This is a genomic window from Pseudomonas sp. KH_040, from assembly GCF_057839305.1.
In genome coordinates this window covers 2,494,000-2,511,585 of sequence record NZ_CM174487.1, presented here as the reverse complement: position 1 = coordinate 2,511,585, position 17,586 = coordinate 2,494,000, and the positions used below count along the sequence as shown (strand labels likewise).

The window sequence follows — 17,586 nt, the reverse complement described above, 5'->3', positions numbered from 1 at the left end:
TGACAGACCGCTATCGCGAGCAGGCTCACTCCTACAGGGATCTTCATTCAGCGTTTAGTGATCACCACCTCCAGATACTCACTCGGCACCACCAGCGAACCTTCCCCCGCCCGATTCAACCGATTGAGCAAATCCGCCAGATCACTCTCCAGCGCCTGCCCACTCTCCGGCGGTAATGCCGCAAAGGCCTTGTGCACCGGCCCGTACCAATGGCGGAAAATATCGATGAAATGCGCGGCCGAGCGATAGCGAAAGTTGAACTCGCGCCGCGTCACGCGCAACAGAAAATCACGGTCATCGAAATGCTTGTGCAGCCAGGCATCGGAGCCCCAATTGGAGGGCGGCTGGGCGCCGGCAGGCGGTGGCAGATGCCGGCCGAGGGTCTTGAACATCAGGCCAACAAAACCTTCCGGCGTCCAGTTGGCCAGACCAATGCGACCGCCACGGCGACAAACCCGGCCGAGCTCAGCAGCGGCCTTGTCCTGATCCGGGGCGAACATCACGCCAAAGGTCGACAGCACCGCGTCGTAACTCTCATCAGCGAACGGCAGTGCCTCGGCATCGGCAACTTGAAACGTCACGTCCAAATGCTCCGCCCGGGCCCGATCCTGCCCGCGCTCCAGCAATGCCGCGACGTAATCGGTCGAGGTGACCAGACAACCGCGCCGTGCCGCCGCCAGCGTCGCATTACCGTTGCCGGCAGCGACATCCAGTACCTCTTCGTCGCAACGCAGGTCGCAGGCTTCGGCGAGGTTTTCACCGACGATTTGCAACGTCGTGCCGATCACGGCGTAGTCGCCACTGGCCCACGCGACTTTCTGGCGTTCCTTCAAGGCAGTCAGATCAATCGGGGTACTCATGACAGTGCGCTCCGCTACACATTGGATCAGTGATTATTCGGCCGTCGTCGGGTCAATGACCGTCATCACCCGCGCCACACTGTTGGCAGGGAATCCACCGAGCCTGGCGTGTTCGCGCACCTGCTCTTCGTCAGGCGCGATGTACACGCAATAGATCTTGTCAGCGGTGACGTAGCTTTGCAGCCACTGCACTTGCGGACCGAGTTCACGCAATACGTCACAGGACTTGTGCGACACGGCTTTGAGTTCTGCTTCCGACAGCTTCCCGGCCCCTGGAATCTCGCGTTCAATCACGAATTTAGGCATGGCTACCTCGCGCTCTTGTTATGGGGCAAGGCCGGCAGTGACCCTGCTCACGCACTATCGCGCCGAGACCACGCGGCGTCCCTGCCAATCGTCTGGCAACCCTGTAAAACCAGGGGTTTGCCGATGAGCGGTGGAAATCTGTAAAGCGTCTGGAACACCTTGAGGATTGCCAAGGTTGGGGGATTGGTTTCTGATGCTCGCTCGCTTCTGGAACGGATTCGTCAGATGTCACTGAAAATTGATTGGCTCGCGCATCACATGCACCACAGCGACCACTATGCCCAATGGATTCACCAACAATTTCCCTACGAATACGTCGACCAACCACTGGCCGAATGGCAGCGTGAATTTGCCGAGGGCCAAAGCAATGGCGACTGGTCCTGCCTGATCGCCATGGACGGTGAACATCTGCTCGGCGGCGCCGCACTGGCACGCGATGACCTCGACCTGCGTCCCGACCTCGGCCCATGGCTGGCCTGCGTGTTCGTCAGCCCTGAAGCACGCGGGCAAGGGCTGGCGGAACGTTTGATTGAAGGGATTTGTCAGGAGGCGAAAGGCTGCGGCTTTGCACGCCTGTATCTGCACACACAGAACAAGCAGGACTACTACGCCAAGCGCGGCTGGCAAGTCCTGGAGCGTTTTCGCGCCTGGGACAACGAACAATGGCTCATGGTCCGCGACCTCTGAGCCATTGGTGTTGCTGATCAGGCCGCCGGCGCCTTCGCCTCCTCCAGCAACTGCTGGATCATCTGCTCCTGCGCTTCGTAGCGACCTTCGCCGAAGTGGCTGTAACGCACCTGCCCGTTGGCGTCGATCAGGTAATGCGCGGGCCAGTATTGATTATCGAAGTTGCGCCAGATCGCGTAGTTGTTGTCGATGGCCACCGGGTAGGTGATGCCGAGTTTTTTCACCTGTTCCTTGACGTTGTCGATGATCCGTTCGTAACCGTATTCCGGGGTGTGGACGCCGATCACCACGAGACCGTCCTTCTCGTATTTCTTCGCCCAGTCTTTGACGTACGGCAGGGTGTGCTGGCAGTTGATGCAGTCGTAGGTCCAGAAGTCCACCAGCACCACTCTGCCGCGCAGGGATTCAGCGCTCAGCTCGGGCGAGTTCAGCCATTGCACCGCACCAGCCAGTGACGGCATCGCGCCTTTGCCCTCCTCCATCGGCGAGTCCGCGCGGACTTTGCTGACGAAGTAATCGACCACTTTCGGCACGTTCTCCAACACGCTTTTTTCGACGCTGGCGACGCTTTCAGAGGAGGTATTCGCCAACAAGGTTTTATCGAAGCCGGTAGCAATAACCGCTGCCGTTGCCAGTACCGCAACCCCGGCACCTCGGCGCAACCAGCCAGTAAACGGAATCGACGGTTTCAGGCGATTGACCAAACCGCGCCCGGTGAAAATCAACGTGCCCAGCGACAATGCACTGCCAGCGCCGTAGGCCAGCAGCAACAGGCTGGTCTGCGCATTGGCGCCTTGCAGCATGGCACCGGTGAGAATCACCCCGAGAATCGGCCCGGCACAGGGTGCCCACAACAACCCCGTGGCCACGCCGAGCATGATCGACCCCATCGGCCCGGCCTTTTTCCGGGTGTCCGGGTCGAGACGGTTGCCGAGCATCACGAACGGTCGTGTCAGCCAGTCGCCGATGCGCGCCGAGATCAGCGACAGGGCGAACACGCTCATCACGATCAGCGCGGCGTAACGTCCGCTGTTGCTGGCCTGGATCACCCACTCGCTGCTGACCACGGCAAGGCTTGAGATCAGCGCGAAGGTCAGGGCCATGCCACCTAAGGTCAGCAGTATCGAAGCGCGACTGCGTTGGGCGCCGGCAAACAGAAACGGTACCACCGGCAGGATGCAGGGGCTGAGCACGGTCAGCAGACCGCCGAGGAATGCGATGAGGTACATAGTGAGTCACCCTTGATCAATGAATGTGACGAGCCATTCAGACGTTCTGGCTGTCCAGCCAATGGCTCTGCGGCGTGCGGCTGGCGCCGTTCTCGGCAAACATCTGGCCCTGCGGCGTGCGGCTGGAGCCGTCCGCAGCAATCAAGCCATCGCTGCCCTGCTTGGCCACCGGCGTCAGTTGGAAGCAGGTGCTGCTGTGGCAGCTATGCTGTTCAACCGCGGCGTTGGCATGGGCGGCAACGCCGGCCAGGGAGAAGGCGATGGCGGTCAAAAAGCGCGATACGTTGTTCATGGCTGTTTCCTTCTATAAAGAGTGATGACTTAGTTGTCGTTGTTGCAGCCGTCGGCAAATTTGCTGTAATCGAGCACGCGGGTCTGACCGGCCGAATCGAGGTAGGTCATGCGTGCCTCGACGATGCCGCAGGACACCGAGTTGTCCTGTTTCAGCGAGAGCACTTTCTGGATATCCAGGTGGGTGCCGTAGGTGTAGGTTTGCGGGGTGGCAGCGGCTTCGGCGCGGGCCGACAGCGTGCAGATGTTCAGGGCGGCAAACAGGCAGGCGGCAATGACGGATTTGTTGTTCATGGCGTTTTCCTCAAGGCTTCAGTGGGGTTTGAGCCGAGGCGATCTGTGTGGGCCTCGATGGAGCCTATTTGAGGCTCGCGAGGTATCGCGTCTGTGTCAGGAACAGGCGCGTTTCAATCGCTGTGTATCCCTGCCATCGGGGGATACACAGCGATACAAAACCCTGGAAAATTCGCGTTTTTGCGTTCCCGTGTATCCGCCGACACGGCAGATACACTGCAATACAAAGGCAGGCAGGCGAGTCATTGAAGGCTCTATAGACTGCACGGCATTCCCCTTCTGACTGAGGCTTGAACCGATGGATCATGTCGATCACATTCTCATCGTCGATGACGACCGCGAGATCCGTGAACTGGTGGGCAACTACCTGAAGAAAAACGGTCTGCGCACCACCGTGGTCGCCGATGGCCGGCAGATGCGCAGCTTTCTCGAAGCCAACACCGTCGACCTGATCGTGCTCGATATCATGATGCCCGGTGACGATGGTCTGCAGCTGTGCCGCGAACTGCGTGTCGGCAAACACAAGGCCACGCCGGTGTTGATGCTGACCGCGCGCAACGATGAAACCGACCGCATCATCGGCCTGGAAATGGGCGCCGATGATTACCTGACCAAACCGTTCGCCGCCCGCGAATTGCTCGCGCGGATCAACGCCGTACTGCGCCGCACGCGGATGCTGCCGCCGAATCTGGTGGTCACCGAGGCCGGGCGCTTGCTGGCTTTCGGCCGTTGGCAACTGGACACCTCGGCCCGTCATCTGCTCGACAAGGACGGCACCATGGTCGCCCTCAGCGGCGCCGAATACCGCTTGCTGCGAGTGTTCCTCGATCACCCGCAACGGGTGCTCAGCCGCGATCAACTGCTCAACCTGACCCAGGGCCGTGACGCGGATCTGTTCGACCGCTCGATCGATTTGCTGGTCAGCCGTTTGCGTCAGCGTCTGCTCGATGATGCGCGCGAGCCGGCCTACATCAAGACCGTGCGCAGCGAGGGCTACGTGTTCTCGCTGCCGGTCGAGATTCTCGGGGCGCCGGCATGAGCGTCAATCTGCACTGGCCGCGCACCCTCGCCTCACGCCTGTCGCTGATTTTCCTGATCGGCTTGCTGCTTGCGCAGGCGCTGTCATTCGGCGCGCAATACTACGAGCGTTATCAAAGCGCCAAGAACACCATGCTCGGCAATCTGCAAACCGACGTCTCGACCTCGATTGCAATCCTCGATCGCCTGCCTGGCGAAGAACGCCCTGCCTGGCTCGAGCGGCTGGCGCGAAAAAATTATGGCTACCTGTTGAGCGAGGGCGATCCGGGCACGCCGATCGAGCCCGGTGATGTGCCGGTGGCCGTCACCTCGATCACTGACGCAATCGGTGATCGCTATCCGCTGACCTTCACCGACATTCCCGGGCCGAAGAAACACTTTCAGGGCCATCTGCGCCTGAGCGACGGCAGCCCGGTGACCATCGACGTGCGCCCCGCGATGGTCCCGTTGTCACCCTGGTTGCCGGCGGTATTACTCGGCCAACTGGCGCTGATGATCGCCTGCACCTGGCTGGCCGTACGCATTGCGGTCCGCCCCTTGACCCGGCTGGCCAACGCCGTGGAAACCCTCGACCCCAACGCCCACCCGATCAACCTCGATGAAAGCGGCCCCACCGAAGTGGTCTACGCCGCGCGTGCATTCAACACGATGCAGGCGCGCATCGCTGCCTACCTCAAGGAGCGCATGCAATTGCTGGCAGCGATTTCCCATGACCTGCAAACGCCGATCACGCGGATGAAACTGCGCGCCGAGTTGATGGACGATTGCGTCGAGAAAGACAAACTGTGGAATGACCTCAGCGAGATGGAACATCTGGTGCGCGAAGGCGTGGCCTATGCGCGCAGCATCCATGGCTCGACCGAGGAAAGCCGCCGCACCAACATGGACTCCTTCCTCGAAAGCCTGGTGTTCGACTATCAGGACATGGGCAAGCAAGTGAACCTGGTGGGCAAGAGCGCGGCGGTCATCGATACTCGGCCCCATGCCTTGCGCCGTGTTCTGGTCAACCTGACCGACAACGCGCTGAAATTCGCCGGCGCCGCCGAAGTCTGGGTTGAAGCCAACAAGGGCAGCCTGGTGATCACCGTCATGGATCGCGGCCCGGGCATCGCCGACGCCGAACTGGCGCAGGTGCTGCAACCGTTCTACCGCGTGGAAAACTCGCGTAATCGCGATACCGGCGGCACCGGCCTGGGGTTGGCGATCGCCCAGCAACTGGCCATGGCGTTAGGCGGCTCGCTGACCTTGAGCAACCGCGAAGGCGGCGGGTTGTGTGCTGAGCTGAAGTTGCCGCTGCACCCCTGAACCTTTCAACGGCGTTGTTTAAATGCTACCAACCGGCGCCGGTCGGTAGCCTGCGCATCGCAGCGCCAATGCCTACAACCTCATCAGAATCCACCGACTGTGCGCCTTGGTCGTTGCGCTTATCGTTGTGCTGCCCGTTTCGCACTGATCACCACTGGTCGCGACTGTCAGATCTGACAGTGGCGAGTCAGCGCCGGGCTGCGGTTCCATGACGATTGGCCCAACCTGTCGAGGCGCAATATGAATCTGCTCGAATCCGTCACACAAGTGTGCAGGCGACTGGCGCCCGGCGGCTGGCATTCGCTGATGCTCGCGCATGGCCTGGACCTGCTCGCCGAACCGCTGGCGGCGGAATTGGGCAAACCGTTGAACGTCGACCGTTCACTACCCGGATTCGCCGACTTCGCTCGGGCCGGCAGCCGCGCAATCGAAGCCGGCGTACCGTCACGCAGCCTGCTGTATCACGCATTGGCTTCGCCACGGGTCATCAGCGATGAAAACGGCCAGACACTACAGCTGTTTCCCACACCTGCTGAAATCGAAACAGTGCTCGACTATGTCTACAGCGTCAGCCCGCCCACGCTCGACAGTTTGCGCAGCAAAGCGTTGGGCGCACCCTTGGCAATGGTCGCGTTCGCCAGTGAATATCGTTGCGCGGCCGACACCGTGCATGGCCGGCATGCCGATCTGTGTTTCTCGCGCACCGGTATCGCCCGCGTCGGCACCGCCCCCGCGCGCTATGACGCAAAACTGCGCAGCTTTTTGCCCTTCGTCGACGATGACCCTTACCGCATCCGAGTCATGCCGGTGCGCTACAGCGCCTACATCGCCGTCAAACTCAAAGGCGATGCCACGCGCTTCGGACCGATGGATTTTCAGGTGGAGCTCGATCCCGAACTGGATTTCTGGGTGCCGCTGCACAAGCTGTTCAACGGCGCACAGTGCCTGGAGGGCATGAACCTGACGGTGACGCTGGACAACCACCAGATCAACGAAAAACTGCGGCATATCCATTTACGCCACAGCGGCACCGGCTGGCAGGAGCCGCAGATCAGCCAGCCGCCCTTCGTCGTTACCGCCGACCTGGCGCATTGGGCAACAGTGACGGATGGCGGCCCGGGGCTGCTGTTACCCGTGGCCAAACCGCGGCTGGTCGAGCCGGCCGCGTACCAGGGTCAACCGTTGTCCTTTGTGATGCCGGCCAACAGTGGCGGCATGATTCACGGGCGTCACCGGGTCGAGGCGGATGGCAGTATCGAAGACCTGAACGAGTATGAAAATGTCGAAGAATTGCTGCGCCAGGGGGGTTACCGCGCCTTGCACTATCAGGACAGCACCGCCGATGGCTGGGTGCGGCCACGGTGCCCGGCGCTGGAAAAAAGTTTGCCGACAGTCGCGGCCTACTCGGTGATCGGCCCACCGGACTTCTATCCGCTGTGCAGCCAGCGCAACCTGTTGCGCTGGGTCAACGACGAGCCGACGTTGCCGAGTACCGGTCTCTGGCACGCCCGACTGGAAGCGCTTTCCAATGTCCGCTACTGCGCCAACCTGCACTTGCAGGATCACCTGTTCTCCCCCGCCGATCGCGGGGTGAGTGCCATCGTCGCCCTCGCCGATCAATCCGACATTGTGCAATCCGAAGCCCCGCTACCGCCGCCATCGCGGCCTACCTCACTGCCCGACGGCGCTGCCGGGGTGTTCGGGCCAGGCTGGGAGGTCGGCTGGGTTCGTCAGCGCACCGTGGACGAAGAATGGATCAACGTTCTCGCCGGCTATCAGATGGCCAGCCCGTTTCCCGAGGATGCAAAAATCTGTGCGGCGCTGGGGTCTTTCTGGCCCGGCGTGGCGCCGGACTCAGCGCGGGTCTTCGAGCCGCGCTCGACCCTGCACAGCATCATTCCCCTGACCGATGAGGACATCGGCATGGGCGGCGGTGTGGCCTGGGATAATCAGCGCGGCCCGCAACTGATCACGCATGACAATCGATTGATCGCCCGATACCACGCGTACGCCCATGCCGACTACACCCAAGTGGCTCTCGACAACCTGTTTTCCCTGGGCATGACCGGTCACACCTCGCAAACGGCGTATCAGCAACGCGTGCTATCGATGTATCGCGTGTACCGCGTGCTTGGCGCCGCCAACGACAAACAATTGCGCAATACATGGCCGCTGTTGTCGTTCATTGAAGTGCAGCGGCCGAATGCCGAACTGGACATCGCACAGGCGGAATCCGGGCAGATCCTCGACGGCTGGGTGCAGCGCTTTTTGCTGTACAGACGCGGTGCCGTGCGGATCGCTGAAAGCGATTTCAGGTTGCGCGACGTCGATGTCGAAGCGCTGGTGATTCTGTTGCTCGACGCCGATGCGATCCTGATCAAAACTGACGCGCTGCCGTGGCAGGTCGCCCATGAAGCATTTTGATGTCGTGATCGTCGGCGCCGGCCCTGCGGGGTGCGCAACGGCAATCAGTTGCGCCCGGCGTGGCTTGCACGTGGCTTTGATCGAACGGCAGGCGTTCCCACGATTTCGCCCCGGCGAAAGCCTGCATCCGGGCATCGAACCGTTGTTACGCCTGCTGGGGGTTGCCGAGCCCTTGTGTGGCCGCGCGGCCCGGCGCTTTGACGGTCACTGGGTAACGTGGAACGGCGCGCCGCATTTCAACGGTTTTGGCACCGATGACAGCGGCATTTGGCAGGGCTTTCATCTCGAGCGAGCCCAATTGGACGCAACGTTGCTGGCGCAAGCCGCTTCTTTGGGCGTAGAGGTCATCCAGCCCAGCCGGGCACGGCGGGTGCTGACGCAGGCTAACCGGGTGATCGGCGTCGACACCGACAGCGGCTGCCTTTACGCAAAATGCCTGATCGATGCGAGTGGCGCTCGCGACTGGCTCAGCCGCCAACTCGGCCTGACGACCCACAGTTGCTCCGCGCCACTGGTGGCTCGTTACGGCTACTTGCAAGGCTCTAACGCAGCCTATGCCACGACGGCACACTTGCTGGCCGACCCTGAGGGGTGGACGTGGATCGCCCAGGTTGAGGATCGTTTGCTGCAATGGACGCGCCTGACCTTCGAACGCAACACTCGGTCGGTGATGCTCCCTTCCACCCTGCAATCATTACCAGCGGTGGGTGCCGTGCGCGGCGCCGATGTGACCTGGCGCCTCACCCCGGCCGCCGCCGGGGCCGGTTATTTCCTGGTAGGCGATGCCGCCAACCGGCTTGATCCGGCGGCGTCCCACGGCGTACTCAAAGCGCTGATGAGCGGCATTCAAGCCGCGCAAGCCGTGGCGGATTTTCTGCGCCAACCGGCCTTGCAAGTGCCTGCCCAAATGCAATATCGGCAAAGGCTCATCGATGGGTTCACACGCGATGTGGCGCAACTGCGCAACTTCTATCGTCAGCATCCTTGCCCGCCGTCGTGGTTGCCTGCCCATTGATTCAAACGATGCTGCAGAGCACGGCGTCTTCATGCATTTGCCGCAACAACATCAATCCGTTTTCCATGAATGCAACGGTTGCAGTCTCCCCCGCCTCCACCGCCAAACCTTGCAACTGCTGACGGCCATCAAGGGCGGGATATTCGTCGATGCGCTGCAGCAACCGCCAGACCAGCGGACTCAGTTCGGAAAACTTCACGTTCCAGTCAGCCGTGCGTCGCACCAGTAACAAGGTCGGTTGAGCCGGTGGCGTGGCGGGCTGATTGTTCGGGTCGAGTTCATGCACCGGCCATATATACGCCAGCGGCCAGGCCAACGCCGAGACTTGCAGCGGGCGTTCCAGCAACAACGCCGGATCCGTCGACGGCAGCGCTTGAGCATCAGATTGCTGCAAGACCATTTCGACCCATTCGTAATGCGCCAGCTCCAGCAGAAACGCCGGCCACTCACCCTCGCGCAACACCTGCGGTTGCGCAGCAAGATAGTCGAGAAACGTTTCGGCGATCTCACCGAACCTGGGTGTCTGCGCCCGCCAGTCGCGCAAGAATCCTCGCACCAGCCAGCCCCAGCGTTTTTCCCCAATGATTCGAATCAACACCGGGAAGGTGCCACTCAACAATTGCGACAGGTTGTTGAATACCAGGTCCCGGTAGACTTTAACCCGTTGCACATTCATGTCGACGGGCGGCGACTGATGTTCGGGATCACGCAAATACCGGGTCAGCGCCTGCTGTTGCTGTAGCAGGTTATCCACGATGGCTGCCCCCCGCTTGTAAATGGCGAATGGTCTGCAACTCGGCAATCAGTTCGGAAAATGCCGGGAAGTTGAAGTCCCGCTCCAATAACGTTGGCTTAGCGCCGAATCGCGCGTAGGCCTCCGCTAGCAATGCCCAGACCGCCGGCTTCACCGAGGCACCATGGGTGTCGATTTTCAGCGTATCGGACTCATCGAAATGCCCCGCCACATGCATGCCGACCACCCGGCCCGGCTCAATGCCGGCGAGAAAGGTTTGCGGTTCGAATCCGTGGTTGATCGCGTTGACGTAGACATTGTTGACGTCCAGCAGCAGATCGCAATCGGCCTCGCGCAGCACGGCATTGGTGAAGGTCACTTCATCCATGTCCTGACGTGGCGCGGCGTAGTAGGAAACGTTTTCCACGGCCAGACGCCGGCCGAGAATGTCCTGGGCTTGACGGATTCGCGCGGCGACGTGGTGCACCGCCTCTTCGGTGAACGGCAATGGCAGCAAGTCATACAGGTGCCCGTCATCGCTGCAATAACTCAGGTGCTCGCTGTACAGCGCCACGTTGTAATGGTCGAGAAACACCCGGACCTCCTGCAAGAACCCGACATCCAGCGGCGCCGGCCCGCCGAGTGACAGCGACAAACCGTGGCAGGACAACGGGTAGCGTTCGGCCAGTTCACGCAATGCTGCACCGTGGGCGCCGCCGACGCCGATCCAGTTCTCAGGGGCGACTTCGAGAAAATCGAAAGCGCCGCTGCGCGCAGCTTGCAGGTCTTTCAGCAGGCCACGGCGCAGGCCGAGGCCAACACTGGGTTGCGTCAATAAGGGAGGCGTTTGCATGGGTATACCTCTGCAGTAGGTTTTTCCCAGTTGAACCGCCGGCTGTATCACGGCTGTGTGCAACGACCGGACTTTTGCAGCCGTGTGTATCCCGCCGCCATCTCGATACACAGGGATACACACCTGCCTAATGTGGGAGCGAGCCTGCTCGCGAAAGCGTCGGCACTGACAAGATCAGAATTACCTGAAATGCCGCCTTCGCGAGCAGGCTCGCTCCCACAGGTTTTCGTTGCTCACAAATCCAGCGACACGCCCGGACCGGGGCTAGACTCCTTTATTACCCAGTCGAGGGGGACGCAGGACGTCAGCCGTGCCCTGCCCAACTCCGTGACCACCGCCCGGTGGCGCACGCCTCGACCTTCGACGCCGCCGGACCGTGATCCTGTTTCAGGAGCACACATGATGGACGAGGCGAAGCTCAACCAATTCATGGGCAAACTGGTCAACGACATGGGCGGCGCGGCGATGCTGGCCAATGTCATCGTCGGCGAAGAACTCGGTTTGTACCGGGCGATGGCCGACAGTGAGCCAATCAGCGCCGATGCCCTCGCCGCCAAAACCACCTGTAATCCGCGTCTGGTGCGCGAATGGCTCAGCGCTCACGCGGCGTCCGGCTATATGGAGCACCACGACGGCCAGTTCCGTCTGCCGGAAGAACAGGCGCTGGCCCTGGCCGTCGAGGACTCGCCGGTCTACGTCGCCGGCGGTCTCGGGGTGGTGGCGTCGTTTTTCCACGACAAAGACAAACTGGTCAAAGCCATGCGCGGCAATGGCGCTCTGCCTTGGGGCGATCATCATCCGTGCATGTTCACCGGCACCGAGCGGTTCTTCCGGCCCGGCTACAAAGGTCACCTGATCGCCGAATGGCTGCCGGCGCTGGACGGCGTGGTGGCGAAACTCGAGGACGGCGCCAAAGTCGCCGATGTCGGCTGCGGCCATGGCGCCTCAACAGTGATCATGGCCCAGGCCTTTCCCAACTCGCGCTTCGTCGGCTACGACTATCACGCGCCCTCGATCACTGTCGCCACCCAGCGCGCCGAGGAAGGTGGCGTCAGCAGCCGGGCGAAGTTCTTCCAGGGCTCGGCAAAGAGTTACCCCGGCGATGACTACGACCTGATCTGCTATTTCGACTGCCTGCATGACATGGGCGACCCGGTCGGCGCCGCCCGTCACGCTTATGACTCGTTGAAAGACGACGGCACGGTGTTGCTGGTCGAGCCGTTCGCCAACGACACGCTGGACGACAACATCAACCCGGTCGGACGGCTGTTCTACGCCGCCTCGACGTTTATCTGCACACCCAACTCGCTGTCGCAGGAAGTCGGCCTCGGCCTGGGCGCGCAAGCCGGGGAAATGCGTTTGCGCAAAGTGTTTTCCGAGGCCGGGTTCAAGCACTTCCGTCGGGCCACGCAGACACCGTTCAACCTGATTCTGGAGGCGCGCAAGTAAGCCATGCGGGTCGCGTGCTAACCTGCTGGCACTGCCCACTTCGGAGCGCTGACCATGCTCGACAGCCCGACCCGCGAACACCTCGACACCCTGCAAGAGGTGATGGCTGATGGCGACTTCATCGTACTGACCGGGGCCGGCATCAGCACGCCGTCGGGCATTCCGGACTACCGCGACAGCGACGGAGTACGCCGTGGCCGACAACCGATGATGTACCAGGAATTCCTCGCCGCCCCCGAGTCGCGCCGCCGCTATTGGGCGCGGGCGATGCTGGGTTGGCCGAGGGTGCGTCAGGCGCAACCGAACGCGGCTCACGAGGCATTGGCCGATTTGCAGCACGGTGGGCTGATCCGCGACTTGATCACCCAGAACGTCGACACCCTGCACGATCAGGCCGGCAGCCACGACGTGATCGAACTGCACGGCAGCCTGCATCGGGTGTTGTGCCTGGACTGCGGTCAGCGCAGCGAGCGCGATGCGATTCAACAACTGATGGAATTGCACAATCCGTATCTGGCCGGGGTCGACGCGGTGCAGGCACCGGATGGCGACACCCTGCTCGACCCGGCGTTCGAGGCGCGTTTTCAGGTGCCGCACTGCCCGCATTGCTTTGGCGAGCGGATGAAACCGGACGTGGTTTTTTTCGGCGAAAACGTTGCGCAGCACACGGCGGCACGGGCGATGGCGGCGGCAGAAAATGCCGCGGGGATGTTGGTGGTGGGGTCTTCGTTGATGGCGTATTCGGCGTTTCGCCTGTGCCGGGTGATCGCCGATCGCGGGAAACCGTTGATTGCGATCAATCTGGGCAAGACCCGGGCGGATGATTTGCTGGATTTGAAGATTGAAGCGTCGTGTGAACAGCTTTTGCCGTTGTTGGTTGAAGTGCTGGATCGGTGAGTTGCTGCACTTTGTGCTCGACTCAGGACCCAAGCCCCTCACCCTAGCCCTCTCCCAAGGGAGAGGGAACTGACCGAGTTGTCTGGGCTGAATACTGCGACCTGAAAATGCTGAGTCGAGCTCACAATCTGAATAACCACGATCTGCTCCCTTTCCCCGAACACTAGGCCTCGCCCTCGCCCAAGGGAAAGGGAATTGACCGAGTTGTTGCTAGCGATACATCGACCTGTAAATTTCGAGTCGAACCCATTTTTTGAAATGCCCCCGATCAGCTCCCTTCCCCCTCGCCCCCTCTGGGGGATAGGGTTGGGGTGAGGGGGTAGATCTCACAGTAGCCCGAGATCTTCAGCCTTGAGAATATCGAACAACGCCTGCGCCGCCGCCGACAGTTCATTGCCCGGTTCGGTCAGCACACCAATCGCCCGCTCCACCGAGTCATCCAGCGTCAGGCAATGGGCGCCCAATTCCTGCATCTGCCCGGCGCACAACGCCGGCACGGCACTGACGCCCAGCCCACTGGCGACCATCCGCCCGACCGTGGCCAATTGATGGCTTTCAAATTCCACCGGCAACTTCATGCCCCGCGCCTGCAAGTGCTCTTCGAGCATCACCCGCACCGTCGAGGGCCGCTGCAAGGTGATGAACGGCTCCTGCAATAACGTCTGCCAATCGATCTCGCTGCGCTGCGCCAATGGCGAATCCTTCGACACCACCGCGACGAAGCGATCTCTGTACAGCGGCGTAAATGTCATCGAGGTGTTTTGCATCGGCTCGAACGCCACCCCCAGTTCCACCTGACGATCACGGACCATTTCCAGCACTTGCTCGTTGATCACGTCATTGACCGTGACGTTGACGTTCGGATAGCGCGCGCGAAACGTTTTGAGGATCGGCGGCAACAGGTTGCCGGCAAACGACGGCATCGCAGCCAGCGTCACCCGCCCGCGTTGCAGGCTAAAGCGTTGACGCATCTCGTCTTCGGCGTTGTCCCAGTCCGCGATCAGCCGTCGAGCCAATGGCAGCAAGGATTCACCTTCGGCAGTCAGTGCGACGTTGCGGGTGTTGCGACTGAACAGGCGCCCGCCCAGTCCCTCCTCCAGCGCTTTGATGGTCAGGCTCAACGCTGATTGCGAGAGATGCAGGCGCTCGCAAGCCACGGCGAAACTCAGGCTCTGGGCCACGGCGAGAAAGGCGCGGATCTGTTTGATGGTCATACTCAAACCTCTGAACATGAAACTCGGTCAGGTAGGAGGTGCCGGAGGCTGCGATCTTTTGATCTTGGTTTTATCAGATCAAAAGATCGCAGCCTTCGGCAGCTCCTACAGGGGGCAGATGCATTTGTTGAGTTTTATCTATCAATCAACCTTAAAAATCAACTTAACAAATATATCTTCCAGCGAGACACTCCAACCATTCGGCTAGCCAGCCGCCCGCAAATAATAAAAGAGGTGCATATGGCAGGTTTCGACAAGCGCGTGAGTTCCTACGAGGAAGCCCTGGCCGGGCTTGAGGACGGCATGACCGTCATCGCCGGCGGCTTCGGTCTGTGCGGCATTCCGGAAAACCTGATCGCCGAGATCAAGCGCAAAGGCACCCGCGACCTCACCGTCGTCTCCAACAACTGCGGCGTCGACGGTTTCGGCCTTGGCGTACTGCTCACCGACCGTCAGATCAGCAAAGTCATCGCCTCCTACGTCGGCGAAAACAAGCTGTTCGAAGAGCAACTGCTCAAGGGCGACATCGAAGTCATCCTGACCCCGCAAGGCACCCTTGCCGAGAAGATGCGCGCAGGCGGCGCCGGCATTCCGGCCTTCTTCACCGCCACCGGCGTCGGCACTCCGGTCGCCGAAGGCAAGGAAGTGCGCGAATTCAAGGGTCGCAAGTACCTGATGGAAGAATCCATCACCGGCGACTTCGCCATCGTCAAAGGCTGGAAAGCCGACCACTTCGGCAACGTCGTCTACCGTCACACCGCGCAGAACTTCAACCCGCTGGCCGCCACCGCCGGCAAGATCACCGTGGTTGAAGTCGAAGAAATCGTCGAACCCGGCGAACTCGACCCCTCGCAGATCCACACCCCGGGCATCTACGTCGATCGGGTCATTTGCGGCACGTTCGAAAAACGCATCGAACAGCGCACCATCCGCAAATAATTCAGGCTGACGGAGAATAAAAAATGGCACTTACCCGCGAACAAATGGCTCAGCGCGTCGCCCGCGAAATGCAGGACGGCTTTTATGTGAACCTCGGCATCGGCATTCCGACCCTGGTCGCCAACTACATTCCTGAAGGCATGGAAGTCATGCTGCAATCGGAAAACGGCCTGCTCGGCATGGGTCCGTTCCCGACTGAAGAGACCATCGATGCCGACATGATCAACGCCGGCAAACAAACGGTGACCGCCCGTATCGGCGCATCGATCTTCAACTCCGCCGAATCGTTCGCGATGATCCGTGGCGGTCATGTCGACCTGACCGTGCTCGGCGCGTTCGAAGTCGACGTCGAAGGCAATATCGCTTCGTGGATGATCCCCGGCAAACTGGTCAAGGGCATGGGCGGCGCGATGGATCTGGTGGCCGGCGCCGACAACATCATCGTGATCATGACCCACGCCTCCAAGGATGGTGAGTCCAAGCTTCTGGCCAAATGCAGCCTGCCGCTGACCGGCGCCGGCTGCATCAAGCGCGTGCTGACCGACCTCGCCTACCTGGAAATCGAAAATGGCGCTTTTGTCCTCAAAGAACGCGCACCTGGCGTCAGCGTCGAGGAAATCGTCGCCAAAACCGCTGGTAAACTGATCGTCCCGGATCACGTACCGGAAATGCAGTTCGCTGCCCAGTGAGGAATTCGAAAATGCAAGACGTCGTAATTGTTGCCGCCACGCGTACCGCGATCGGCAGTTTCCAGGGTTCGCTGGCCAGCGTCTCCGCAGTGGATCTGGGCGCGGCGGTGATCCGCCAGTTGCTCGAGCAGACCGGGCTGGACGGTGCACAGGTTGATGAAGTGATCATGGGCCAGGTGTTGACCGCCGGCGCCGGCCAGAACCCGGCGCGTCAGTCGGCGATCAAGGCTGGCCTGCCTCACGCTGTGCCAGCGCTGACCCTGAACAAGGTCTGTGGTTCGGGCCTCAAAGCTCTGCACTTGGGTGCGCAGGCGATCCGTTGCGGCGACGCTGATGTGATCATCGCTGGCGGTCAGGAAAACATGAGCCTGTCCAACTACGTGATGCCGGGCGCACGCACCGGTCTGCGCATGGGCCACGCGCAAATCGTCGACACCATGATCAGCGATGGCCTGTGGGATGCGTTCAACGATTACCACATGGGCATCACTGCCGAGAACCTCGTCGACAAATATGAGATCAGCCGTGAGCAGCAAGATGCTTTCGCCGCTGCTTCTCAGCAGAAAGCCGCCGCCGCGATTGAGGCTGGGCGCTTTGTCGATGAAATCACCCCGATCCTGATCCCGCAGCGCAAAGGCGATCCTGTTGCTTTCAAGGTCGACGAGCAACCGCGTGGCGACACCACCGCCGAATCCCTGGCGAAACTGCGTCCGGCGTTCAAAAAGGACGGCAGCGTCACCGCCGGTAATGCTTCGTCGCTGAATGACGGCGCCGCCGCCGTGATTCTGATGAGCGCGGAAAAAGCCAAATCCCTCGGCTTGCCTGTACTGGCGACCATCGCCGCTTATGCCAACGCTGGTGTCGACCCGGCGATCATGGGCATCGGCCCGGTATCGGCGACCCGCCGCTGCCTCGACAAGGCTGGCTGGAACATCGACCAGCTCGACCTTATCGAAGCCAACGAAGCGTTTGCCGCGCAATCGCTGGCGGTGGCCAAGGATCTGCAATGGGATCTGGACAAGGTCAACGTCAATGGCGGCGCCATCGCTTTGGGCCACCCGATCGGTGCATCGGGTTGCCGCGTGCTGGTGACCCTGCTGCATGAAATGATCAAGCGTGATGCGAAAAAGGGTCTGGCGACCCTGTGCATCGGCGGCGGTCAGGGTGTGGCGCTGGCGCTGGAACGCGCATAACCAGAGTTCAACAGTGAATGGCGGATCCACGACATCCGCCGCTTGCTGGCAACAAAAACCCGGTGCGACTTGCGTTGCACCGGGTGTTTTTTTGCCTGTTCAAAATGTACGTTGAATGTTCCGGCCCTATCGCGAGCAGGCTCACTCCTACATTGGAATTGTGAACCCAT

General features: G+C 61.0%; 18 protein-coding genes. 10 read left to right on the top strand and 8 right to left on the bottom strand.

Features of this window, described 5'->3' with window-relative positions:
- Nucleotides 1-47 precede the first annotated feature (47 nt).
- Both AC3IUF_RS11275 and AC3IUF_RS11270 read right to left on the bottom strand, forming a co-directional pair.
- The gene (locus AC3IUF_RS11275; protein WP_007919589.1) at nt 48-860 is read right to left on the bottom strand and encodes a class I SAM-dependent methyltransferase; all 813 of its coding nucleotides are present in this window, start codon (nt 858-860) and stop codon (nt 48-50) included.
- 33 nt (nt 861-893) lie between these two features.
- A complete protein-coding gene (locus tag AC3IUF_RS11270; protein WP_095120244.1) occupies nt 894-1,166 on the bottom strand; it encodes a DUF4242 domain-containing protein in 273 nt (90 codons plus the stop codon).
- Nucleotides 1,167-1,391: 225 nt separating this feature from the next.
- On the opposite strand from AC3IUF_RS11270, the gene AC3IUF_RS11265 reads away from it, so the two are divergent.
- The gene (locus AC3IUF_RS11265; RefSeq protein WP_489281047.1) at nt 1,392-1,853 is read left to right on the top strand and encodes a GNAT family N-acetyltransferase; all 462 of its coding nucleotides are present in this window, start codon (nt 1,392-1,394) and stop codon (nt 1,851-1,853) included.
- 17 nt (nt 1,854-1,870) lie between these two features.
- Here AC3IUF_RS11265 and AC3IUF_RS11260 read toward each other — a convergent pair whose 3' ends face one another.
- From AC3IUF_RS11260 to AC3IUF_RS11250, 3 genes are read right to left on the bottom strand one after another with little or no spacing between them, the layout of a single operon-like run.
- Entirely contained in the window at nt 1,871-3,082 is a 1,212-nt protein-coding gene (locus AC3IUF_RS11260) for a cytochrome c biogenesis protein DipZ (protein ID WP_489281046.1), read from the bottom strand.
- 37 nt (nt 3,083-3,119) lie between these two features.
- Nucleotides 3,120-3,374 carry a hypothetical protein gene (locus tag AC3IUF_RS11255; RefSeq protein WP_007919581.1) on the bottom strand — a complete coding sequence of 85 codons (255 nt, stop codon included), beginning with the start codon at nt 3,372-3,374 and terminating at the stop codon, nt 3,120-3,122.
- 29 nt (nt 3,375-3,403) lie between these two features.
- A complete protein-coding gene (locus AC3IUF_RS11250; RefSeq protein ID WP_095111580.1) occupies nt 3,404-3,667 on the bottom strand; it encodes a DUF2790 domain-containing protein in 264 nt (87 codons plus the stop codon).
- Between the two features lie 298 nt (nt 3,668-3,965).
- On the opposite strand from AC3IUF_RS11250, the gene AC3IUF_RS11245 reads away from it, so the two are divergent.
- The 4 genes from AC3IUF_RS11245 (at nt 3,966) to AC3IUF_RS11230 (ending at nt 9,449) form a co-directional block, all read left to right on the top strand.
- Nucleotides 3,966-4,706, top strand: coding sequence for a response regulator (locus tag AC3IUF_RS11245; RefSeq protein WP_007919579.1), 741 nt, complete (start codon nt 3,966-3,968; stop codon nt 4,704-4,706).
- Nucleotides 4,703-6,010 carry an ATP-binding protein gene (locus AC3IUF_RS11240; protein ID WP_489281045.1) on the top strand — a complete coding sequence of 436 codons (1,308 nt, stop codon included), beginning with the start codon at nt 4,703-4,705 and terminating at the stop codon, nt 6,008-6,010. The genes AC3IUF_RS11245 and AC3IUF_RS11240 overlap by 4 nt, the downstream gene beginning before the upstream one ends.
- A 240-nt stretch (nt 6,011-6,250) precedes the next feature.
- The gene (locus tag AC3IUF_RS11235; protein WP_489281044.1) at nt 6,251-8,434 is read left to right on the top strand and encodes a hypothetical protein; all 2,184 of its coding nucleotides are present in this window, start codon (nt 6,251-6,253) and stop codon (nt 8,432-8,434) included.
- The gene (locus AC3IUF_RS11230; protein WP_489281043.1) at nt 8,421-9,449 is read left to right on the top strand and encodes an NAD(P)/FAD-dependent oxidoreductase; all 1,029 of its coding nucleotides are present in this window, start codon (nt 8,421-8,423) and stop codon (nt 9,447-9,449) included. The genes AC3IUF_RS11235 and AC3IUF_RS11230 overlap by 14 nt, the downstream gene beginning before the upstream one ends.
- Before the next feature lies 1 nt (nt 9,450).
- On the opposite strand, the gene AC3IUF_RS11225 is transcribed toward AC3IUF_RS11230, so the two are convergent.
- On the bottom strand, nt 9,451-10,203 hold the full coding sequence (locus tag AC3IUF_RS11225) for an HvfC family RiPP maturation protein (RefSeq protein WP_489281042.1): 753 nt from the start codon (nt 10,201-10,203) through the stop codon (nt 9,451-9,453).
- Nucleotides 10,196-11,035 (bottom strand): HvfB family MNIO-type RiPP peptide maturase, encoded by an 840-nt coding sequence (locus AC3IUF_RS11220; RefSeq protein ID WP_489281041.1) that lies wholly within the window; start codon nt 11,033-11,035, stop codon nt 10,196-10,198. The genes AC3IUF_RS11225 and AC3IUF_RS11220 overlap by 8 nt, the downstream gene beginning before the upstream one ends.
- Nucleotides 11,036-11,437: 402 nt before the next feature.
- Between AC3IUF_RS11220 and AC3IUF_RS11215 the strand changes: the two genes are divergently transcribed.
- Nucleotides 11,438-12,484, top strand: a complete 1,047-nt coding sequence (locus AC3IUF_RS11215) for a class I SAM-dependent methyltransferase (protein ID WP_489281040.1) — start codon at nt 11,438-11,440, stop codon at nt 12,482-12,484.
- Nucleotides 12,485-12,538: 54 nt separating this feature from the next.
- Complete coding sequence (locus AC3IUF_RS11210) at nt 12,539-13,381, top strand: NAD-dependent protein deacetylase (protein WP_007919572.1); 843 nt, start codon at nt 12,539-12,541, stop codon at nt 13,379-13,381.
- A 326-nt stretch (nt 13,382-13,707) separates the two neighbouring features.
- Here the strand turns inward: AC3IUF_RS11210 and AC3IUF_RS11205 are convergent, their stop codons facing one another.
- A complete protein-coding gene (locus tag AC3IUF_RS11205) occupies nt 13,708-14,595 on the bottom strand; it encodes a LysR family transcriptional regulator (protein ID WP_007919570.1) in 888 nt (295 codons plus the stop codon).
- A gap of 240 nt (nt 14,596-14,835) precedes the next feature.
- Here AC3IUF_RS11205 and AC3IUF_RS11200 point away from each other — a divergent pair, with 240 nt between their 5' ends.
- The 3 genes from AC3IUF_RS11200 to AC3IUF_RS11190 are packed head-to-tail and all read left to right on the top strand — an operon-like array spanning nt 14,836 to nt 17,416.
- Nucleotides 14,836-15,534 carry a CoA transferase subunit A gene (locus AC3IUF_RS11200; RefSeq protein ID WP_007919568.1) on the top strand — a complete coding sequence of 233 codons (699 nt, stop codon included), beginning with the start codon at nt 14,836-14,838 and terminating at the stop codon, nt 15,532-15,534.
- Between the two features lie 23 nt (nt 15,535-15,557).
- A complete protein-coding gene (locus AC3IUF_RS11195; RefSeq protein WP_007919566.1) occupies nt 15,558-16,223 on the top strand; it encodes a CoA transferase subunit B in 666 nt (221 codons plus the stop codon).
- An 11-nt stretch (nt 16,224-16,234) separates the two neighbouring features.
- Nucleotides 16,235-17,416 carry an acetyl-CoA C-acetyltransferase gene (locus AC3IUF_RS11190; protein ID WP_007919564.1) on the top strand — a complete coding sequence of 394 codons (1,182 nt, stop codon included), beginning with the start codon at nt 16,235-16,237 and terminating at the stop codon, nt 17,414-17,416.
- Nucleotides 17,417-17,586: the final 170 nt, after the last annotated feature.

What these genes read in the sequence shown, in the direction of transcription:
- AC3IUF_RS11240 (WP_489281045.1), top strand. Translation starts at nt 4,703, where the DNA reads ATGAGCGTCAATCTGCACTGGCCGCGCACCCTCGCCTCACGCCTGTCG.
- AC3IUF_RS11195 (WP_007919566.1), top strand. Translation starts at nt 15,558, where the DNA reads ATGGCACTTACCCGCGAACAAATGGCTCAGCGCGTCGCCCGCGAAATG.
- AC3IUF_RS11215 (WP_489281040.1), top strand. Translation starts at nt 11,438, where the DNA reads ATGGACGAGGCGAAGCTCAACCAATTCATGGGCAAACTGGTCAACGAC.
- AC3IUF_RS11230 (WP_489281043.1), top strand. Translation starts at nt 8,421, where the DNA reads ATGAAGCATTTTGATGTCGTGATCGTCGGCGCCGGCCCTGCGGGGTGC.
- AC3IUF_RS11250 (WP_095111580.1), bottom strand. Translation starts at nt 3,667, where the DNA reads ATGAACAACAAATCCGTCATTGCCGCCTGCCTGTTTGCCGCCCTGAAC.
- AC3IUF_RS11235 (WP_489281044.1), top strand. Translation starts at nt 6,251, where the DNA reads ATGAATCTGCTCGAATCCGTCACACAAGTGTGCAGGCGACTGGCGCCC.
- AC3IUF_RS11260 (WP_489281046.1), bottom strand. Translation starts at nt 3,082, where the DNA reads ATGTACCTCATCGCATTCCTCGGCGGTCTGCTGACCGTGCTCAGCCCC.
- AC3IUF_RS11275 (WP_007919589.1), bottom strand. Translation starts at nt 860, where the DNA reads ATGAGTACCCCGATTGATCTGACTGCCTTGAAGGAACGCCAGAAAGTC.
- AC3IUF_RS11200 (WP_007919568.1), top strand. Translation starts at nt 14,836, where the DNA reads ATGGCAGGTTTCGACAAGCGCGTGAGTTCCTACGAGGAAGCCCTGGCC.
- AC3IUF_RS11265 (WP_489281047.1), top strand. Translation starts at nt 1,392, where the DNA reads ATGTCACTGAAAATTGATTGGCTCGCGCATCACATGCACCACAGCGAC.
- AC3IUF_RS11220 (WP_489281041.1), bottom strand. Translation starts at nt 11,035, where the DNA reads ATGCAAACGCCTCCCTTATTGACGCAACCCAGTGTTGGCCTCGGCCTG.
- AC3IUF_RS11190 (WP_007919564.1), top strand. Translation starts at nt 16,235, where the DNA reads ATGCAAGACGTCGTAATTGTTGCCGCCACGCGTACCGCGATCGGCAGT.
- AC3IUF_RS11255 (WP_007919581.1), bottom strand. Translation starts at nt 3,374, where the DNA reads ATGAACAACGTATCGCGCTTTTTGACCGCCATCGCCTTCTCCCTGGCC.
- AC3IUF_RS11245 (WP_007919579.1), top strand. Translation starts at nt 3,966, where the DNA reads ATGGATCATGTCGATCACATTCTCATCGTCGATGACGACCGCGAGATC.
- AC3IUF_RS11205 (WP_007919570.1), bottom strand. Translation starts at nt 14,595, where the DNA reads ATGACCATCAAACAGATCCGCGCCTTTCTCGCCGTGGCCCAGAGCCTG.
- AC3IUF_RS11210 (WP_007919572.1), top strand. Translation starts at nt 12,539, where the DNA reads ATGCTCGACAGCCCGACCCGCGAACACCTCGACACCCTGCAAGAGGTG.
- AC3IUF_RS11270 (WP_095120244.1), bottom strand. Translation starts at nt 1,166, where the DNA reads ATGCCTAAATTCGTGATTGAACGCGAGATTCCAGGGGCCGGGAAGCTG.